Source organism: Bacillus sp. SD075 (genome assembly GCF_017355165.1).
Classification (GTDB): Bacteria; Bacillota; Bacilli; order Bacillales; family DSM-1321; genus Peribacillus.
Genome location: NZ_JADILK010000007.1, coordinates 1 through 15257 on the forward strand (window position 1 = coordinate 1; position 15257 = coordinate 15257).

Consider the following 15257-nt stretch of genomic DNA (forward strand, 5'->3'; position numbering starts at 1 on the left):
AAATAGCAAAGGTGAACCATTCGGGGTTCACCTTTGCTATTATCGTAATACTTATACGAAAGGTTTGGGTTATCCATTAAATACGTACAAAGTCAGATTGATTGATATTTCTCGGCACCCCGATGTCAGCCATTGTAAGTAAACCTGGTTTACGATGGGCATCAATTTGCTTAGCGGTATTGATAATCATTGCTGCGGTTGCGGTATCTCCAAAGATGCCGTTTGGAACAATCAACCTTTGGGTTTCGTTACCCTCAATAACGATTTCATCTTCCTGTTTAATACCTGCGGACATCGTTAAATCCAAGGAAATTTCCTTTCCGTCCACAGTCTTGCCCGTGGATATTTGATGAAGTCCCATAACCCCCCCTGGTTTTAGGGTAGTTAGCGGAACGGTCATATTTTCGTTTGCAATCGTGGGTTCAATGGAATTGATAACACTTGAAAGTTTCCAATTCAGCCCATAAGCGATTAACCTTACAGACTCCTCAAGACCCACATGCCCAATTTTATTCCTTTCAGCTAGATATTCAAACTCTTCTTTGGTAAGCCCGATTCCGACCTTTTTTTGTAAGGGGAGGCGCCTTTTCGAAACATCAACTTTACGATTGACCTTAATGTGGTTAACCGTGGTCAATATTGTTGTAAAAGAAATGGCCATAGTATCCATGATATACCCTGGATTGATCCCGGTCCCGATTACACTAAGTCCTTTTGCTTTAGCATAATCATCCATTTCTTTTGCAAGTAGAGGGTGACGTTGCCAAGGGAAGGAGAGCTGTTCACAGGTGGAAACCACTGAAAAGCCGTGATCTAGAAGCTCTTTGATCTGGGGCCATACTTGTTGTGCGTTGGAGCCAGTTGCATGTAGGGCGATAGGATGGTCAGCTTCAGTATGAACTTCCTGTATATGGGAGACTACACACTTGTTCGTTTCCTTTTCATTGATTAATGAGCCAATATCCTTACCTACCTTATCGGGATCAATATCGACAACACCGATAATCGATCGTGGATTGGTTTGGTAAGCACTGCGTAGAATTTCGATTCCGATGGGACCCAATCCGAATACTGTGAACTGAGAATATGGTATAGTCATTCATCTCTCATCCTTTCAAATATCGTATAACAAAAGGCTAACATTGAGTGATAAATAATAAAAATAGTAAATTTTTATATATTTATAAAGAATCGTTATAAAAGGAAGACAATGAATGAGCCGATATAGTGAATAATCATTCTTCGATTTTGACTTTACAGGACTTGTAAAATGGTGGTGCACGAATTGTACCTTATTCAACTCGAGCCGCAACATAAGATGGGATGTTGGACTGCGATGCTGGTTATCTCCTATGGAGAAACCGCCATACAGTCCCCAGTTAAAGCCTTTTATTCCAACCGACTTTAGACCTAGTGAATCTCAGTCCGTGACTTCTCCGGTTTTTGGGCATGATGGAGATTTACTCACTTCGGTTAATGGTGTTTCAGAATGATTGTTGAATGCCATTACCTAGTACCGGTAAATGACAGAAACATGATCCGGTTTTATGTGATACAGAGAAAGCCATTGAAGAGAAGGTATTGTCCCGTTTTTTTATTGAAATAATACCTTTTTTTGTTTTGTATAAAAACTACTTTTTCTGTTGGGAAAATATTAATCTTGATATTATTGACTATTGAGAAAATTCAATATAACATTAAATATAAGTAACAATGTTTTTTATATAAAACAAAATCTTTATCATCTTTTGAAAGGGGGAGTTGGTGAAGTTTGATAGTATGATAGACATTTTCTTTATCGAAAATCATGAAAGCGCATTCAATTGAGCCTGTTATAAGGGGGGAATGACATGTTACTAGGTCAAAAAAGATGGTTGTACATTGCGATTCCTATTTTTTTCTTCTGGTTTTTCGGTCAGATTGATAAAGTGGGTATCTCTGTTATCCAAACCGATCCGGGATTTTTAAGTGATCTTGGTTTAACTGGCCCGGATAAAAATGCGAAAATTGGCTTGATCTCCTTTATATTCATGATTTCATACTCCTGTTCCAACATTTTTTGGGGAGTTATTATCGACAAGTTAGGGGCACGGAAAACAGCAGTTTTAGGTTTACTGGTATGGACAGTGACAATGGTCATGGGAGGGCTGTCCACTTCATACGAAATGTTTTTAATTAGTAGAGTCATTCTCGGAATTGGGGAAGGTATGATGATCCCGATATCGGGTAAATTCATTTCGAATTGGTTTAATAAACGAGAGCTTGGCAGGGCACAGTCATTCTGGATTACTGGAAACTATCTTGGCCCGGCAGTGGGTACCGTTATGCTCATTCTAATTATTTCAACTTTCCATTGGCAGGCCGCTTTCTTTGCTCTCGCTGCCTTTAACTTATTTATAAATATTCCAATGTTCCTGTTTTTGACTCGTAACACGCCTGAAGAACATCCGCGCATGAGCAAAGAAGAAGTCTCCTACATTCGCCAAAAAAATGAAGCGGAGGATGTGCAGTCGAAGCAATTCTTCGCAAAGGATTATCGTTATTGGGTTGTCTGGTTTGGCAATTTGATGTCGTCCTTTCTTTTCTTTGGAATCAGTATTTGGCTGCCTACATATCTCGTTGAGGCCAAAGGCTTTGCAAGGGAAGCAATGACTGGTATTACTTCATTATCGTGGCTATTCGCACTTGGATTTGTCCTGGCTGCCGGATTTCTAGCGGACAAAACGAAGCGCCCGAGTTTGCTTGCGACGATTCTTTTCATATTAACAGCTGTATTTTTGACAATAGCTGTCCTAGCACCAAACCCTATTTTGGCAGGTGTTTCAATGGGGCTAGCCATGGGAACTCAGGGAGGAATGTTTCATCTAACCAATTTCTTCATCATCAAACTTTCAACACCTGAAACAGCGGGCCGCGCAGCCGGTTTAATGGGATTCACAAATATTATGGGTGGATTTTCAAGCTATATTATGGGGTGGAGTCGCGATTTGTCTGGCGGTGATTTTGGTCACTCCATTGCCATGCTGATTGTAGCAGCAACTCTTGGATTTGTGGCGTATTTGTTTATGATTAAACAAGAAGTTGCCGAATATCACCTGAGTAATACGACAGGAAACAAAATAACTTTATAGGGCGCTAAACAGTTAATATAATACGTTTTTTAGAAAGGTTTCTAAGTAAGAAGGGGTGGTAAAACCTTACTGGGAAACCACAATAAAATCTTGAATGTGTATTGATGAGTACACAGGAGTAAGGATTATTACAGATTGATATAGAACAAGTAACGTATTTCCGAACGATGGTGTCAGTTTTTTTACAGCTTACATTGACAATAAAGCGATTACATTTTAGAATTGTTTATATGAAAAAACATTGTTTTCTATAAGAAACAATGTGTGGTCATTTGGAAATAATATATGCTAGCTTACAACACCGTATACTAGATTGGAACCTAGATCTTTGTATAACCGTTCATCACGTTTGAAAGATAACAGAAGAGGTGGAGACAATGGGCAAGGCCTTAAAAGATAAAGTCGTATTGATTACTGGGGGAGCTTCTGGAATAGGAGAAGCTGTCACACGCCGTTTTATACAAGAAGGGGCAAAAGTGAGCATTATCGGCCGCTCTAAAGACACGTTAGCGAAAATGAAAGAAGAATTTGGTGAAAATATCCTTACTTATCAGGGAGATGTAAGCAAGTACGAAGACAATGAGCAAGCGGTCCAAGCTACTGTTGAGCAATTCGGGAAGTTAGATGTTTTCGTTGCGAATGCGGGGGGGTTCGACGGATTTGCCAAATTTGCCGATGTGACTCCTGAGGCGCTTTCCAAAGCGTATGATTTTCTTCTCAATATTAACGTAAAAGGATCATTTTTCGGAGCGAAAGCCGCTCTTGAAGAACTGAAAAAAACAAATGGCAATATTATTTTTACCGTGTCAGGGGCAAGTTTTTATCCAGATGGCGGCGGTGTTTGGTACACAGCGAGCAAACACGCCCAAATTGGATTGATGCGCCAGCTTGCGTTCGAACTATCTCCTTCTATCCGGGTAAATGCGGTAGCACCAGGGGGTACATTGACAGCACTCACGGTGATTCCACCTCTGCGTCCTTTTGTGGAAATCGTTGATAATGATACGAAAGCAAGCAGTATTAAAAAACGGAATATTCTTCAACTCGCCCAGATGCCGGAAGATCACGTTGCGGCGTATGTACTGTTAGCTTCTGACGAATCACGTGCGATCACAGGTGAAATCATTTCCAGCGACGGCGGATTGTCAGTGCGGGGACTTGGCTAATCTGAGAAGATTTTTATACTGTTTTTAGCTAAAGTGCAAGACAGGAACGGAGTGGAATTTCCTGCTTATCTTCAGCACTTTCTTTATCAGATCATAACGATAGCGATTTCCAAACGAAATATAAATGTAGTAAATCATTCACTATTTAAGAAAGATATATCAAGAATAGGTATTTTAAGAGTTAGAGATTTGCCTTGAAAAGTTCAGCAGTCTTAAACTGTCTTGTTCAACGAAACGCCAAAAATAAATAGAGGGGGACTGATATTATGCCATACGTAAAAGTGGAAGATTTAAGTATTCATTATGAAATAGAAGGTAATGGAGAACCTTTAGTATTATTGCATGGTATGAGTAATAATTCACAGTCATGGATGGAGCAAATCCAGGAATTAAAGGATCATTATACAGTAATTGCATGGGATGCTCCGGGTTATGGGAAAAGTTCAGATCCAGCAGAAGAATTTAGAAATTTTAAAGAGTTTGCACGTATTCTGAACGGCATGCTAGATCAGCTAAAGTTGGAAAAAATCTATCTACTCGGCCATTCGATGGGAGCGGCAATTGCGATAGAGTACTGTAGCCTGTACCCTAATAGGATTAATAAACTTATATTAGCCGACTCGACAAGAGGGGCTTCTGCCCTAACCCCTGAAGAGAATGAGACGAAATTGAAAAATCGATTATTTTCAATTGAAAACCTTTCTACTGAGGAGATAGCGGATAAGAGGATAAAAGCATTGTTATCTCCACATGCTTCAGAAAAAGTCTATAAGCGAGTAAAAGAGATCATGACACAGATAAGACCGGCAGGATATCGTTCGGTAGCCAATTCACTTTACCATCTAAATCAAATGAGATTGTTATCTCATATAGACGTTCCTGTTCTTGTAATCTGTGGTGAGTTGGATACTGTAACTCCTATAAAAGAATCGGAAGCAATTCAAGAAGAACTAATAAACTCCCGGCTTGTGATAATTCCAGGCGGCGGCCATTTATGTTACCAGGAAAATCCTGAAATGTTTAATTCGAGCATTTTGGAATTTTTGAATGAGTAAGAAAAAAAACGATTGGGAATTGCTTAAGGCTTCTAAACCATATTTAGAAATGCCTTTGTATAAAACAGAAGCTTAGATTATTGAAGGGAATGGATAGTGAAAATGCCTAACTATACAATCGTGGATAAAGAAACTTGTATTGCTTGCGGAGCATGTGGTGCTTCAGCTCCGGATATTTATGATTACGATGAAGAAGGTATTGCGTTTGTTATATTGGATAATAATGTTGGGGCAGCGATCATACCTGATGAACTAGAGGATGATATGCTAGATGCTTCAGAAGGATGTCCAACCGATTCTATTAAAGTAGCTCAAGCGTCTTTTGATGGCAATCCTAATAAATTTGAATAATATTTCTAGATAAAAGCATTATGGCCTTTTTGTTATTGATAATAGATGTTTAGATTTATTATTAATTAGGAAATTGAAAGTCCAGTCTGTTTTAGGAAGGATGGATTTTCAACAGTCTTTATCCATCATTTGTTGAAACGGGAAAAAGGTGGGATTGCTCGTATAATCATTAAGACTATCCCTTTCGACAAAAAAAAATCTATGTTCAGTATGATCAACCGACCTAGAAGAACAAGGAGTGATTACATTGACTGAAGAAAAGAAAGTCTATGACATAACTATCATTGGCGGCGGCCCAATTGGCTTGTTTACGGCGTTTTATGGGGGAATGAGGCAAGCAAAGGTGAAAATCCTTGAAAGCCTTCCTCAATTGGGCGGACAGCTTTCGGCTCTTTATCCCGAAAAATTCATTTATGATATAGCTGGATTTCCAAAAGTAAGGGCACAGGAATTGATAGAGAATTTAAAAGAACAAATGAAGGTATTCGAACCAACAATCTGTCTTGAAGAAGCAGTTGAACAGTTGGAAAAGCAAGCAGACGGAACATTTAAGATCACTACAAACCTCGATACTCATTTTTCCAGATCAGTGATCATTACTGCTGGAAATGGTGCTTTTCAGCCTCGTAAACTGGAATTGGAAGATTCACCACAGTTCGAAAATAAGAATTTGCATTACTTTGTGAATGATATGAACCGCTTTAAAGGAAGAAAAGTGGCGATTCTAGGTGGTGGGGATTCTGCAGTTGATTGGGCCCTTATGTTAGAGCCGATTGCTGAAAAGGTAACATTGATACACCGAAGAGATAAATTCCGTGCTCATGAACATAGTGTAGAAAAATTATTGAATTCCTCTGTTGAAGTCAAAACACCTTATATTCCCTCTGAACTGGTTGGAGCAGATCAGATTACTCAAATTGTTTTAGAACACACTAAGACTCATCAAAAAGAAGTGATTGACGTAGATGATTTAATCATAAACTACGGCTTTGTCTCTTCTCTTGGTGCGATTAAAGAATGGGGCCTAAACATCAATAAAAATGCAATTATCGTCAATTCCAAACAAGAAACAAATATTTCAGGCATATATGCAGCTGGGGATATTTGTACGTATGATGGAAAGGTTAAATTAATTGCTTCTGGATTTGGAGAAGGTCCAACGGCGGTTAATAATGCTAAAGCCTATATTGATCCTATGGCGAAAGTTCAGCCGATACATAGTACTTCCTTATTTGGTTGACCTATATTTAGCTACAATGCACTAGTGTAGAAATGAATGAAGAGCACATACGCGAGGCCCCTAATGTAAATTGTGATAGATAGGGGGTCTCGGTTTTCCGGATTTAATGGAAATGAAAAGTAGATAATAATCACTGGAAATTAAAGTGTTTCGAGGCTTAATAGGATGTATTCCCTAATAAAGCAATAGGTTGATAGTCAGGCCGATATGACGGTAAGAAATAAAAGTCGAACTCCTTTGCAGCTAGGAATTCGACTTTTTAGTTTGTTTTAAGTAACTCCTCTATAGCAATTCTTCATAATATTAATTCCAGCTGATCTCTAATACGGAATGTTAAACAATCCGTGATGTGAAAATTTTTCGTTAATGGCTATCCTGTTTAACTCATTAAATGTTCCTGTTACCAACGGAATGCCCTTTTCTGCCAAAGCTTGTCCTCTTGCCAAAGTTCATTTTTATAATGATACGTTATCAGCATCCTTCCCTGTTTGGTTACTGCCCTTGTTTGATAGTTTCAGCTTTTGTGCCGGATTCATGCTGATGACCTTCAGTGCCGTTTCAAGGGGGATTCCTTGTTCTAAAACAGAATTACGCACTTCGTGATATAGTGAAGATAATATTCCTACTTGAAGGCCTGCATACTCCCCGTGGGTATTGAAAAATGGAAGTGTTGCCTGCCCGTCTGAAGAGAAGGGGAAGTGTCCGAAGGCGTTCTGGAGTATTTCATGCAATTCAGGAGCGCGCTTTCATCTTGGAAGTAATCAAACAATGCAGCGATAAAGGAAAAGCGGCAAGCAGAGAACTGATTTCTAGTCAAAGTCAAGAGTTTGCTAATTTAAGATTCTTACAAGTTATGGAGAACTCAAGTCTCAATAAAAGGGTCCCGTCCCATGCCAAATAAGATGTTTAAAAGATGAAATTCCCCAATATTAAAAACCCCATTTCTCTGTGTCATAAACGTGAAAATGGGGCTTATTTAACTTTAGTTCCCTTTACCATAACTGTTCCTATTTCACTAAGAGTCGTTTCGGTGCTTTTTCCAACCTAGAATCTCATAAATCGCTAAAATGATCATTCTCTAATGTTTTCAATATATGCATAGTCAGCATTGATGCATCCGTGTTTTTCCAAACTGCAGATATGGAACTTGATAATTCAGAGTTATCGATGTTCAACGCTTTGACTTTGCTTTTTCCCAACAAACTCACCATATCTTCCGGCATGAGTGCTACGCCTAGGTTATTGGATATTAGATTGGCGATCGTCAGTAATTCAGAGCCTTTACATAATTCTTTAGGTGAAAATCCAGCAGTCAGACAAGCCTTTTCCAAAAGGAATTGAAGGGAGTGTGCTTGCACGGCATCATAGTGGATAAAAGGTTCGTCTTTTGCTTCGTATAAATGTATAGCATCTTTTCGGGCTAGTGGATGATCAGTGGAAACGACCAATTGTAAAGGGAACCTCATGAATTCAATCATGCTTAATCCTTCATTGGCGATGATGTTACTGTGAATGGGAGTTCGGATGAAACCGATGTGATAATTTTGTTGGTTTACTAGTTTTACAGCCCTTGAGGATGTTGTTTCATGAACGTAAAATTCTGTTTCCGGGTATTCCCCCACAATCTTTTTCAATAGCTTCGGGATAAATATGCTAGCTGCAGAGGGGACGGTAGCAATCTTCAGTTTAGGCTTGGGGATGGTCTTATTTTCAACTATGTAATTCACAGTTTTCTCAATATCTTCAAAGGAGGGAGCTAGTTTTTTATAGATGTATTCTCCTTCTTCTGTCAATGTAATTTTTCTTGTCGTTCGATTCAATAATTTAAACCCTAATTGTTTTTCGAGGGATAAAATCTGTTGGCTAAGTCCGGGCTGGGAAATATGCAGGATTTTGGAAGCCTCACTGAAACTAAGATGGTTAGAAACCTCTATGAAATAACGGAGGGATAGGAAATTCAAACAATCACCCACTTCAGTTGGATTTGAAAATAAAGGGCTAAAAAGGCTGTTTAAAGAAAGGGCGCACTTCTAATATTCCCTCTCAAACAAAAGCTGGTAATAAGATTTAAGCCTAGAAATATGCTAGGAAAGTCATTAATAATATAGGCTTATAAGTTTATAACAATAATATATTTCTAAAATGGAAGAGTCAATATTATCTTTAAAGAAAGGAATAATAGGTAATAAAAGGTAAAATATTACTATCGAATAGCAGATTTTCCTTGTTTTTAATAGGTGTTTTTGCACATTTATGCTTGCTTATTTTGATTTCTATAAAAGGTTTTAATTAAATACCAGTTCTTTTGGTTCAAGTGTCTAATTTTGTAAAAAAAGGGAAAGCAAGGTGGGCGGTAGAATAATAACACTATCATCTTTTGCGGATGAAGAAAATAAATGAGGGGGGAGTTTTATGAAAAAATCTCATAAGTGCTTTTTATTGGTTATGATTTTGATGGTAACTGGTATTATCGCGGCCTGCGGTGACAGTAAAGCAGGTGTCCCGGGCAGCGGAAACCAAAACCTGAGTCTGTTGACTGGTGGAACGGGAGGTACATACTATCCACTTGGAGGACAAATTGGGAAAATCATTTCCGATAAAACAAAAGCGAATATAACACCTCAGACATCTGGCGCCTCGGCTGAAAACATGGAAACTTTAAGAGCTGGAGAAGCTGAGATCGCTTTTTCGCAAACGGATATCGCGGCATATGCACTTGAAGGAAAAGAAATGTTCGATGGGAATCCCATAGACAATATACAAGCGATCAGCTCTTTATATCCCGAAACGGTACAAATTGTAGCGACTGCAAAGAGTGGAATTAAATCAATCGAGGATTTGAAAGGTAAAAAGGTATCAGTAGGCGCACCAGGTTCTGGTGCTTACATCAATGCCATGCAAATCCTGGAGATACATGGGTTGTCTGAAAAAGATATTAAAGGACAAAATCTATCATTCGATGAGTCGGCTGAAGGAATGCAAGCAGGCAATATTGATGCAGCTTTCATTACGGCAGGCACGCCGACTGGTGCAGTGGAGGCTCTATCCGTCCAAAATGATATGATTATCTTGCCTATTGCAGAGGACAAGATTCAAGCATTGGTTAAAAAGTACCCATACTATGCTGAAGAAACCATTCCAAGTGGTACGTACAAAATCAAATCCGAGGTGAAAACAGTTGCTGTTAAGGCGATGTTAGTGGTTACAAAGGATCTAGATGAAGATTTAGTTTATGAAATGACTAAAGCTGTTTATGACAACACAGATCAAATCACACATGCAAAAGGCAAGTTCATTACAGCAAAGACTGCACTTGAAGGGTTAGGGGATATGGAAGTTCATCCTGGAGCAGCAAAATACTTTAAAGAAAAAGGTGTTTCCAAGTAATGCAATTGGGTCGGTAGCTCGCTTAATGTGACCTATCGGCTTCGTTTTTATTCTGAATGGTATTTCTGGTTTTGAAAGGGGTACCTATGAAATTCTCGAGATTCATGGCTTTTGGTACACCTCTGTTCATCGCTTTTTTATTATTTTTTCCTTATAAGCATGTAATTGCCTTTTCCTTCGAGGACCAAGGGAAATTAGTTGCCTACTTTCCATTGAAAAAAGAAAAAGAATTCAAGATTAAGTATACACACTCCATCCACCTCACGGATGTTAGGGAATCTTATCGGTTATCGGATAATCAAATTGAACTAACCGAACTTGCTTATAATGATTTTGCAGTCGGTATGCCTTCTAATGCAGAGGGGGAGGAAGTATTCGAAGAGAAAAACGGTACTTACTTCATAAAAAATATGAATCGCAATTTCTCCTATATAGATTTACGAGTAGGACAAGTCAGGGCTAACCATCGTTTAATATACGATGAAAAAACTTATACATTGGCAGACTTTATTAAACCAGGGACATGGGTCAGGATTTCATCCGAAAGAATTTCTTTATGGGAACAGTTGAAGGGAGTGAAGATTAGTGGCTGATCAAGAAAAAACGAAGTATTTAACCGAAGCAGAACAACAGGAGTTATTGGAAAAATATGATCCTGAAGCCGGGACAAGGAAATTAACTGGTGTCTTGGGATACATTGCGTTTTTTGGACTCTTGGCTTTTTCGTTATTCCAATTATATACTGCTATTTTTGGCGTTTTTACAGCTCAAATCCAACGGACGATACATTTAGGGTTTGCACTCTCCTTGGTTTTTTTACTATTTCCTGCCAACAGGAAGAAACGTCAAAAAGGAAAGTTTCAAATTGCCTGGTACGATATCATTTTAGCGATCCTAAGTATCGGAGTAGGTGCATATTGGCCATTATTTTTTGAAGATATCGTCATGAATGTAGGACGTTTGGGCGCTTTGGATTTTGCGGTGGGCTTAATGGCCATTCTACTGGTTTTGGAGGCAACCAGGCGTGCAGTAGGGCTTCCTATTATGGTCATTGCTTCCTTATTCATTTTCTATGGGATTTTTGGACAGTATATGCCTGGGTTCCTTGCTCATCGCGGTTTAACTCTGGAGCGTTTGGTGCAGACGATGTTCTTCTCGACAGAGGGCATTTTAGGTACTCCGCTAGCGGTGTCATCGACATTCATCTTCCTATTTTTACTGTTTGGATCCTTTCTAGTCCGGACTGGTGTCGGTCAATACTTCAATGATCTTTCAACCGCCATTGCAGGCAGAAGGATAGGGGGACCTGCAAAGGTTGCGATTTTTTCCAGTGCTCTTCAAGGGACGATTAGCGGAAGCTCTGTAGCCAATGTTGTCACTTCAGGAGCATTTACGATACCGATGATGAAAAATCTTGGTTATAAGAAGGAATTCGCAGGAGCAGTGGAGGCGGCCGCTTCGACAGGCGGTCAATTGATGCCTCCGGTAATGGGAGCAGCAGCATTCTTAATGGTTGAGTTCATTGGGAATGGTATAACGTATTGGGATATTGCAAAGGCGGCTGCGATTCCAGCTATCCTTTACTTTTCTGGAATTTGGATCATGACCCATTTTGAAGCGAAACGACTCGGGCTTCGTGGATTAACGAAAGAAGAGATGCCAAGTAAGAAGGAAGTATTCGGTAAATTTTATTTACTAATACCGATCCTTGCCATTATCTTCTTGCTCATGATGAATATCACGGTTACACATGCAGCACTGTATTCCATTGCCATCTCTGTTCTTGTAGGATTCATAAACAAGGATGTCCGTATGAAATTCATTGATATCATTTATGCATTGGTGGATGGAGCTAGAACGGCACTTGCGGTTGCAGCCGCAACCGCAGCAGCCGGAATTATTGTGGGAATCGTTACGAAAACTGGTTTAGGGTTGAAGCTGGCTAATGGTTTGATAGATTTGTCTGGCGGATATTTGATTCCAACATTGATGCTGACAATGGTAGCGGCACTTATTTTAGGAATGGGTTCACCTACGACCGCCAATTATGTAATCACATCGACGATTGCAGCACCTGCGATCATTTTGCTGGGTGTTCCTGATTTATCTGCACATTTATTTGTCTTCTATTTTGGCATTATAGCTGATATAACTCCTCCAGTTGCTTTAGCAGCATTTGCAGCGGCAGGGGTGGCAGGCGGTGAACCGATAAAAACGGGGATTGAGTCATCAAAACTTGCTATCGCTGCATTTATCATTCCATATATTTTTGTTCTCTCCCCACAAATGCTGATGATCGATACAACCTGGATGGAGGTTGTCTGGGTCGTATTTACAGCAATGTCAGGCATGATTGCAATTGGTGCGGGCGTTATAGGTTACTGGATGAGGGGGATGCACTGGTTGGAAAGAGTCCTCGCTATAATCGTTGGTTTACTATTAATCTATCCTGAAACGGTATCGGACATCATTGGGGTATCTGCATTTATCGTATTGTTGGCTTTGCAATATCTTTGGAAGAGTGACAATCATGATAGCCCCAATATCTTGGAAAATAACCAAAGCATGGAGAAAAATTGAGTCTGCGAATATCGATCCGGAAGTTAAGGGGAGAGTTGAACCATTCGAGGGGGTGATTTTTTGAAGTGAAACATCATGGAGAACGCAATGCCCAATGGGAATGTGCAGGATGCTTTATATAGAGCTCAACCAGCATATTCCTACTAGAGTCATCCGATCGTACTACCATTTGCCTAATGGTAAAACCTATTTTGTTTTATTTTGAAAGGAGACTAATTCATGAAATTTTTAAAAAGTTTTATTTTAGTTACTTTCAGTTTCTTTTGTATGATCACACCAGCTTTTGCAAGTGTCCCTGGAGTAGATGAGTCAATGGGTAAGGGTTTTAAAAATGGAATCGTATCAGTTTCCCACCCTTTAGCAGCTGTAGCGGGTATAAAGATATTAAAACAAGGTGGAAACGCAGTCGATGCAGCAGCAGCCATTCAATTATCGTTAAATGTAGTTGAACCGATGATGTCTGGAATCGGCGGCGGTGGTTTTATCATGATTTATAATAAGAAAGAAAATAAAATAACGATGATCGATAGCCGCGAAATGGCACCGCAAAATGTTACGCCTGAACTATTTTTAGATGAAAAGGGGAAACCTGTTCCTTTTAGTAAACGGCACACAACTGGTAAAGCTGTCGCAGTCCCTGGAACCCTTAAGGGGATGGAAACGGCACTTGAGAAATATGGAACATTGAAATTATCTCAAGTTATGGACCCAGCCATTAAACAAGCTGAAAAAGGGGTTAAAGTCAATTGGATAACAGCACAATATATAGATGAAAATGTAAAAAAACTAGAAAATAACCAAGCGGCAGCAAATGTTTTTGTGCCAAATGGAAAACCATTGGAAGAGGGTGACACCCTCGTTCAGCCAGATCTGGCAAAGACTCTTAAGTTAATAAAAAAACAAGGTTCTAATGTTTTTTATAAAGGTGAAATCGGGGAAGCACTTACCAAAGAAGTTCAAAAACGTGAAGGAACGATGACAACCGAGGATTTGGAAAACTATGTGGTGAAAGAGAGAGAGCCGATTAAATCGGAATATAGGGGCTTTGAAGTGGTGGGGGCAGCTTCACCAAGTTCAGGCAGCTTGACCGTCCAACAAATCCTGGAGCTAATGGAAGGATTCAATGTACAAAAGATGGGGGCGAACTCCCCTGAGTATCTACATTATCTAACCGAAGCCATGCATCTCGCTTTTGCCGATCGTGCTGCCTATATGGCAGATGAAGATTTTTATGATGTACCCACTAAAGGACTATTGGATGAAGATTATATAAAAGAGAGAAGAAAACTCATTAATCCAAATAGATCAACAGCTGATGTCAAAGCAGGCGATCCATGGAAGTATGAGGGCAAAGAACCCACTTCAATGGAGATGGTAAAAGAAGAGAAAAACCCGATCGGACAAACGACTCACTTTTCTGTAATGGATAAGTGGGGAAATATGGTTGCTTATACGACTACAATCGAGCAAGTATTTGGATCAGGTATCATGGTACCTGATTATGGATTCATGCTTAATAATGAAATGACGGATTTTGATGCCACACCAGGTGGAGTTAACCAGGTGGAACCAGGAAAAAGACCAAGAAGCAGTATGTCCCCGACCTTTGTATTAAAAGATGGCAACCCCTTCATGGCCATTGGTTCACCAGGCGGGGCGACGATAATCGCATCGGTTTCTGAAACGATTATGAATGTACTTGATCATCAAATGCTAATTCAAGATGCGATTCTAGCTCCACGTATTTATTCTGCTGGTTATCCATCAGTTAGATGGGAACCGGGGATTGAACAAAATACAAGGTTGGAGTTAATGGCAAAGGGTCATGTTTATGAAGAAAAACCCCAACATATCGGAAATGTGCAAGCTGTTATTTTTGATTATGAAAAGGGAAAAATGTATGGAGGAGCCGATAATACGAGAGAAGGAACTGTTCAAGGGGCTTATAATGTTTCCTATAAATCGAAAAAACCTAAAGAAATAAAAGAAGAAAAAAAGGGACCGTTTACCTTAAAAGTGAATGGAGCCGTTTATCCTTATACAGCTGAACAAATGAAACTGATAGATGAAAAACCCTATATTCAATCAGACAAATTGCTACTTGGTTTGGGGGTAATCCAAACAGGGGACTTAGAAACATTTAAACCAGATAAAAAATCGTATCTACCGGTGTTAAGAGTAGCGAAATCATTAGGGTATAAAGCAAAATGGAACGAAAAAGACAAAGAGGCACTATTGGAAAAAGATCCGGCTGATATTGAAGATCCAGACGAAGATGGCAGTGTCACGAATTAAACGTACCCTGACGAATATAGACTGAAATCCTTTTAGCAAGTTGTAAATAAGG

At 39.4% G+C, this 15257-nt stretch carries 12 protein-coding genes; 9 read left to right on the plus strand and 3 right to left on the minus strand.

Going from position 1 to position 15257, the window contains the following annotated elements; translation table 11 throughout:
* Positions 1-76: 76 nt before the first annotated feature.
* Positions 77-1099, minus strand: coding sequence for an NAD(P)H-dependent amine dehydrogenase family protein (locus tag IOC57_RS07355; RefSeq protein WP_207438108.1), 1023 nt, complete (start codon positions 1097-1099; stop codon positions 77-79).
* A 751-nt stretch (positions 1100-1850) separates the two neighbouring features.
* On the opposite strand from IOC57_RS07355, the gene IOC57_RS07360 reads away from it, so the two are divergent.
* The 5 genes from IOC57_RS07360 to IOC57_RS07380 all read left to right on the plus strand — a co-directional run bounded on the left by IOC57_RS07360 (position 1851) and on the right by IOC57_RS07380 (position 6943).
* A complete protein-coding gene (locus tag IOC57_RS07360) occupies positions 1851-3131 on the plus strand; it encodes an MFS transporter (protein WP_207438109.1) in 1281 nt (426 codons plus the stop codon).
* A 377-nt stretch (positions 3132-3508) separates the two neighbouring features.
* Positions 3509-4297, plus strand: a complete 789-nt coding sequence (locus IOC57_RS07365) for an SDR family NAD(P)-dependent oxidoreductase (protein ID WP_207438110.1) — start codon at positions 3509-3511, stop codon at positions 4295-4297.
* A gap of 266 nt (positions 4298-4563) precedes the next feature.
* Positions 4564-5352, plus strand: a complete 789-nt coding sequence (locus IOC57_RS07370) for an alpha/beta fold hydrolase (RefSeq protein WP_207438111.1) — start codon at positions 4564-4566, stop codon at positions 5350-5352.
* A 102-nt stretch (positions 5353-5454) separates the two neighbouring features.
* Positions 5455-5703: a ferredoxin gene (locus IOC57_RS07375; RefSeq protein WP_207438259.1), complete on the plus strand. Its 249-nt coding sequence runs from the start codon at positions 5455-5457 to the stop codon at positions 5701-5703.
* 247 nt (positions 5704-5950) lie between these two features.
* The gene (locus IOC57_RS07380) at positions 5951-6943 is read left to right on the plus strand and encodes an NAD(P)/FAD-dependent oxidoreductase (RefSeq protein WP_207438112.1); all 993 of its coding nucleotides are present in this window, start codon (positions 5951-5953) and stop codon (positions 6941-6943) included.
* Between the two features lie 455 nt (positions 6944-7398).
* Here the strand turns inward: IOC57_RS07380 and IOC57_RS07385 are convergent, their stop codons facing one another.
* Together IOC57_RS07385 and IOC57_RS07390 are read right to left on the minus strand one after the other, a co-directional pair.
* A complete protein-coding gene (locus tag IOC57_RS07385) occupies positions 7399-7674 on the minus strand; it encodes an amidohydrolase family protein (RefSeq protein ID WP_286184609.1) in 276 nt (91 codons plus the stop codon).
* 321 nt (positions 7675-7995) lie between these two features.
* A complete protein-coding gene (locus tag IOC57_RS07390) occupies positions 7996-8904 on the minus strand; it encodes a LysR family transcriptional regulator (RefSeq protein ID WP_207438113.1) in 909 nt (302 codons plus the stop codon).
* A 451-nt stretch (positions 8905-9355) separates the two neighbouring features.
* Here IOC57_RS07390 and IOC57_RS07395 point away from each other — a divergent pair, with 451 nt between their 5' ends.
* The 4 genes from IOC57_RS07395 (at position 9356) to ggt (ending at position 15205) form a co-directional block, all read left to right on the plus strand.
* On the plus strand, positions 9356-10330 hold the full coding sequence (locus IOC57_RS07395) for a TAXI family TRAP transporter solute-binding subunit (RefSeq protein ID WP_207438114.1): 975 nt from the start codon (positions 9356-9358) through the stop codon (positions 10328-10330).
* A gap of 86 nt (positions 10331-10416) precedes the next feature.
* Complete coding sequence (locus IOC57_RS07400; protein WP_286184612.1) at positions 10417-10923, plus strand: DUF1850 domain-containing protein; 507 nt, start codon at positions 10417-10419, stop codon at positions 10921-10923.
* Entirely contained in the window at positions 10916-12910 is a 1995-nt protein-coding gene (locus IOC57_RS07405) for a TRAP transporter permease (RefSeq protein ID WP_207438115.1), read from the plus strand. The genes IOC57_RS07400 and IOC57_RS07405 overlap by 8 nt, the downstream gene beginning before the upstream one ends.
* Before the next feature lie 219 nt (positions 12911-13129).
* Positions 13130-15205, plus strand: a complete 2076-nt coding sequence (gene ggt, locus IOC57_RS07410; RefSeq protein WP_207438116.1) for a gamma-glutamyltransferase — start codon at positions 13130-13132, stop codon at positions 15203-15205.
* The last annotated feature ends 52 nt before the right edge of the window (positions 15206-15257 follow it).

Coding starts and splice junctions, on each gene's coding strand:
- IOC57_RS07365 (WP_207438110.1), top strand. CDS start 3,509: ATGGGCAAGGCCTTAAAAGATAAAGTCGTATTGATTACTGGGGGAGCT.
- ggt (WP_207438116.1), top strand. CDS start 13,130: ATGAAATTTTTAAAAAGTTTTATTTTAGTTACTTTCAGTTTCTTTTGT.
- IOC57_RS07360 (WP_207438109.1), top strand. CDS start 1,851: ATGTTACTAGGTCAAAAAAGATGGTTGTACATTGCGATTCCTATTTTT.
- IOC57_RS07355 (WP_207438108.1), bottom strand. CDS start 1,099: ATGACTATACCATATTCTCAGTTCACAGTATTCGGATTGGGTCCCATC.
- IOC57_RS07395 (WP_207438114.1), top strand. CDS start 9,356: ATGAAAAAATCTCATAAGTGCTTTTTATTGGTTATGATTTTGATGGTA.
- IOC57_RS07370 (WP_207438111.1), top strand. CDS start 4,564: ATGCCATACGTAAAAGTGGAAGATTTAAGTATTCATTATGAAATAGAA.
- IOC57_RS07375 (WP_207438259.1), top strand. CDS start 5,455: ATGCCTAACTATACAATCGTGGATAAAGAAACTTGTATTGCTTGCGGA.
- IOC57_RS07400 (WP_286184612.1), top strand. CDS start 10,417: ATGAAATTCTCGAGATTCATGGCTTTTGGTACACCTCTGTTCATCGCT.